At 39.2% G+C, this 618-nt stretch carries 1 protein-coding gene and 1 pseudogene; one reads left to right on the forward strand and one right to left on the reverse strand.

Annotated elements, in window-relative coordinates; all coding sequences use genetic code 11:
• Positions 1–32: 32 nt before the first annotated feature.
• On the forward strand, positions 33–344 hold the full coding sequence (locus D5R40_RS33635; protein ID WP_240041716.1) for a WD40 repeat domain-containing protein: 312 nt from the start codon (positions 33–35) through the stop codon (positions 342–344).
• On the opposite strand, the pseudogene D5R40_RS43415 reads toward D5R40_RS33635, so the two are convergent.
• Positions 308–397 (reverse strand): annotated as a pseudogene (locus D5R40_RS43415) (hypothetical protein); the annotation flags it as partial. The gene D5R40_RS33635 and the pseudogene D5R40_RS43415 sit on opposite strands and share 37 nt — an antisense overlap.
• Positions 398–618: the final 221 nt, after the last annotated feature.

Below are 618 nucleotides of genomic sequence, written 5' to 3' on the forward strand. Positions count from 1 at the left end.
CTCTGGTGCAGACTCTCACTGGACATAACGATGTGGTAGATGGAGTAGCGATCGCTCCTGATGGTGAAATGTTGGTAAGCGGGAGTTGGGATAGAACTATTAAAATTTGGAATTTAAGTACTGGAGAGTTGCTCCGAACCTTAGAAGGACATTCTGAGATTATCAATGCGATCGCTACTCCATCTACCACATCGTTATGTCCAGTGAGAGTCTGCACCAGAGTAATATCAGTGACATTTTTATTTTTGGGTAGTTTCCAAATTTTGATAGTTTTGTCATCACTACCACTGATAACTAACTCTTCATTGGGAGTTACTGCCACTGAATTTATTGATTCTGCGTGAGCTTTCCAAATAGCTATGACTTCGCCATTCTGAATATCCCTGACTGAAATCATCCCGTTACTACTACCACTGATAATATGGGAATTTAAAGCAACTACAGAATTAACTATTCCACCTACTTCATTAGAAATTGCCTTTGCCAAAGTAAAATTTACAGCAGTTTCGCTTCCATTTTCCTGTTTAGAGATAGTTGTAGAAACAGGTTTTGTTGCTTCTGTTGGAGTAGTTGTAATTTTAGCAGTCTGAGGTTGTTGAGAAATGGTAGGCAACGAAA

This window comes from Okeania hirsuta (assembly GCF_003838195.1).
Lineage (GTDB): Bacteria > Cyanobacteriota > Cyanobacteriia > Cyanobacteriales > Microcoleaceae > Okeania > Okeania hirsuta.